Origin of the sequence: Sphingorhabdus sp., from assembly GCF_040079335.1 — a bacterium.
Lineage (GTDB): Bacteria > Pseudomonadota > Alphaproteobacteria > Sphingomonadales > Sphingomonadaceae > Sphingorhabdus_B.
This window is the reverse complement of the sequence record NZ_JBEBKL010000093.1, coordinates 1-3,808: the sequence shown is the minus strand read 5'-3', so window position 1 is coordinate 3,808 and position 3,808 is coordinate 1. Positions and strand designations below refer to the sequence as shown.

The window sequence follows — 3,808 nt, the reverse complement described above, 5'->3', positions numbered from 1 at the left end:
GGTCTCGCCATCGACAAGTGCATGACCCGCATCGATGCCGATGGGTTGTCGCATCTGCGTGAAGCGCTCGATTTTGCCTTTTTCGACCCGATCGGGCCCGATCAAGTCGAAACATTCCAGATCAGATGGTGGATCTTTTTCCACACGATCATTTCAACAATCGAGGTCAGAAACTTCCGGAAGATGATGCTGACAGGCATGCCACCGACACTGCGCCGCCGCGTGATCACCGCCCTGAATGCAGACGGGCTGCGCTCCATGCTCGCCGACATGACCGCGCTGATTGGCGCATTTGCCGAGCGAGATACGGCGCTTGGGCGGAAGCTGCTCGACCAGCAGTTTGCAGCCTTCACACCCTTTGTGGTGGAGGCCAATATCGGCTTCAATGACGTGTCGTCCGATGAGGAGGTCGACTATTCTCTCGGCCCGGATCTTATGCGCCCAATCTTCACACAGAACGGTTCCGATCTGCCTCCCTTTTCCCGGGGGATCCGGGAGCCCCTCTCATGGACGGAGTTCAAGGCGCTCTCTGCTATTCTCTGAGCCAAACGGTTAGCTGCGCAATTGACCTATGCCGAAGGGGATTATGCGCCCGTCGAGCGCGGGTTCGCGCCCGCCAGCGCCAAAGGCACAGCCTCTCCGAATGATATGACAGTCAATTCTTCTGATTACCGGGAATTCTGGCCAATCGACGTGGTCACCTTCTGCGAAAGATGCCAAAAGCGCGCCACGGGTTAGCTCGACAAACTCGGCCATCGCGCTTTGCGCTTGAGCAGGAGCCCTGCGTTTTAATGCAGCGCTAATCGCGCCAATGGATCGCCATGTCTTGATCAGTTGCTTTGAATTTTGCGCCCAGACACTCTGGCGGTAAAGCGCATTGGGTCCGATACTGCGCGCCATGTCTGTAATGGTTGCAACACGCGCCATCCGAATGATGGTTGCCTGGATATCAACGCCCCTGGAAATCAGAATTTCTGTCCCGGACTGGTCGCTAAAGTCGGGCGCGGCCGCTTCTTCGGTTCTGCGAACCAAATTGGCGACTTCCAGATCAGTACCCCGCTCCGTTGCGCGGGCAGCTGCCATTCCCATCATCGAGGCTCGAATGTCGAATAGATCATTGATTTCGACCTCGCTCCAGAGTCTGACGCCAAACACCCCCCGGCGCGGGATATCGAGATATCCTTCGTGAACTAGGGCATTCAATGCATCGAGGGCGGTTGCGGATTTGCAGCCATAGACTTGGCATAGCTCGTCTCGATCAAGGATCTGGCCCGGCAGATATATCCCGCTGAGGACGGCAAAACGCACTTCCAGAAACATGTTTTCAGTAGTCGATCGTTCGGACATTCCACATCCTGGACGCGCACCGTGCGGCTAAATAGCGAGTGAATCATCTTATAGCGGAAAAAATGGTTGATTGCAGCAATTGCAACTAGCTGAGCGCACGCTCCAAAACCCCATTTGGATCGCTAGGCCGCATCACCTACAAACACATAGGTTATTCGGCACTTTTTGCGGGATACTTTGCAGCTGTTAGCTTCGCCGGTCGAGCGGAGAGAATTGACTTGAGCGGAGAGGAGGAATAGCATTCAGAGCTGAGAGAGCATGTGCAATAAAACACGATCCATCAACCTACATCGGTATCGGAGAGAACGGTTTTCGGGCAATCGAGCCGTCACCTCCGAAGCACGACTTTTCATCGATCGTACCGTATGGTTCTAAGCGCCCACCCGGCGGCATCGCGAGCTGGATAGCATTTTTCGTTATCGTTGGCGGTGTCACGACATGGATTGGGTATTCAATCTTCAGCAGCTAATTTTTTCGCTTGCTCACATGGAGATGATTTCGGTTGGGCTCGTCCGGGAACACCTCGAACTGCACGCCATAGTCCTTCCCTAACGCGTCCGAGACGCCTTCAGCCCATTGTCTCCCCTGCTGAACGCTTATGTTCTTGCCTCTAAAATCCAGTCCGCGATCATCATAGTGTGCCGAACCGGGCTTGTGGATGCTATCGTTGCCGGAGGTGATAACAGGCTTGGGAAGTCCGAGCCGTTGCGCTTCTGATGCGACAGCCGACATCGCCGGGATCATGTCGCCATCAATATTCCGTATGTTAGCACCTTGCTTCAGCCCGATGCCAAGCTCACGCGCATAGGGCCGCCCATCGACTTCACCCTCCGGAGCTGCGAGCAGCGGGCCTGTCGGAACAGAATCTCCATCAACTATTGATCGAGGAAGCGTAGTTGTGGGCATGCCAAGGTCGGCGTTGGTGCCCAATGCTCCGATCAAGCCAATACCTGCGACATCGCCAAGCTCTGACAGCTTCCGCTCGCGCAAATCAGACATGAGGTCGGCCATGACGGCGGTGACACCCTGGTCGCGCCGCTGCATCTCCGCCAGGCTGAGGTTCGGATTGGCGAGGTCGGGAAGGTGCAGTTCAGGTTGCTGCCGCCGCAAATCCTCATAGCGGTCCTGGACTAGGTTGGAGAGATCCGAAGACATTTGGAAGCCGTTGCTTTGAGCGTAGCTCGCTTCGGCAACCAATCTGTTGCCGATCTCGCGATAACGGGAAGCCGCAGCCCGTCGTTCATCTGCTTCGCTGTTCCGAATTTCGGTGCCTGTGGCCGAACTCTCGCTGCGGCTCGTGTCGCTATAGCCGGAATCGCGCGTGAACGTTCCGGACGATGAGGTGGAAGAATCGGTCGTACCCAGCGAGAAGCGCCCGCTATTGTCGTCCGACTTGTCGGTCGCACGGGTGGTAAAGGACTCCAAGCCCCTTTGTTGGACTCTGTTAGATACTTCGGCATTTTCGCGGCTCCGATAAACAGTACCGGATGCGCTGACGCCGATTTCGGAGCCGACAATGTCGCCCAATGGGGTTCCGATCTTCGCATTCGCCCCCAAACTTCCATTAACCCCTGTGGTGTCTGTCGCTACAAAGGAATTGCTGACACTGTTTCCTTGCGAAATCCGAAGGCCGTCATTGGTTGAGGTCCGCTCCGAAACACCGACCGAACCTTCGGTTCCGCGATATTTCCTTTGATCTTTGCTGAAACTTGATTGCTTGCCGCTTTCGCTTCGGTTGCCGGTCACGCTCGAATTTGTCGTGACTGCCGAGCTGAACGCGGATTTGGAGGTTGACCAAGTGGTCGAAGTGCCATTCTCGATCCGGTCGGCCTCGTTGAGATAGTTCTGACCCTGCATCCGCAAGTCGCTGGCATATCCAGCGGTCATCATCGGTTTGAAGGGAAGCTGCGACATGCCACCAGAGGAGTCGATGACAGTGCGGCCGTTGCCATATTCGGAATAAGTCACGCCATCATTACCCCTGAACGAACTGCGCACGGCGCCCGCAAAATAGTTGCCCGCTTCGGTCCATTGATTGGCCTGCCGGTTGTTGCCGTTGAAGTTCGAAAAGCTGACATCGCCATAGGCATAATTGCCGGTGGTGCGCTCGAGCGCTGCGGCCTCGCCTCCGCTCTGGACCGACTGGAGGAACCCTGCAGCGCTGTTGGATGCCGCCATCGCGCCGCGTGCCAACATGGCTGCGAGCGCTGGCACGGACATGATCAAAAAGCCTGCGAGCGTTGCCGTATCCTGATTGACCGCTTGGATACCGCCCCAACCCGCAAGCGAGATACCACCGGGGGCAGCGGCCGCCATTTCATTGGCGATCCTGTCCATGAGGAACATGTGCAGCAATACATACAGCGGACCCCAGGCCGCCAGATAGAAGAAGCCGGCAAGATAGCCTTTGAGTGCCGGAATGCCGGTGCGCGGGAAGAGAAATAGCGGAAATATGACCGGG

At 56.3% G+C, this 3,808-nt stretch carries 3 protein-coding genes; 1 reads left to right on the top strand and 2 read right to left on the bottom strand.

Annotated elements, in window-relative coordinates:
- A partial coding sequence (locus tag ABL922_RS14265) for a hypothetical protein (protein WP_349024877.1) occupies positions 1-543 on the top strand: 543 nt, incomplete at its 5' end.
- Between the two features lie 9 nt (positions 544-552).
- Here the strand turns inward: ABL922_RS14265 and ABL922_RS14260 are convergent.
- Positions 553-1,347, bottom strand: a complete 795-nt coding sequence (locus ABL922_RS14260) for a GntR family transcriptional regulator (protein WP_349024876.1) — start codon at positions 1,345-1,347, stop codon at positions 553-555.
- A gap of 465 nt (positions 1,348-1,812) precedes the next feature.
- Positions 1,813-3,808 (bottom strand): conjugal transfer protein TraG N-terminal domain-containing protein (locus ABL922_RS14255; protein ID WP_349024875.1); only part of this gene is annotated, 1,996 nt, incomplete at its 5' end.

Bases quoted from the DNA above. Each gene is read 5' to 3' on its own strand.
- ABL922_RS14260 (WP_349024876.1), bottom strand. From the start codon at position 1,347: ATGTCCGAACGATCGACTACTGAAAACATGTTTCTGGAAGTGCGTTTT.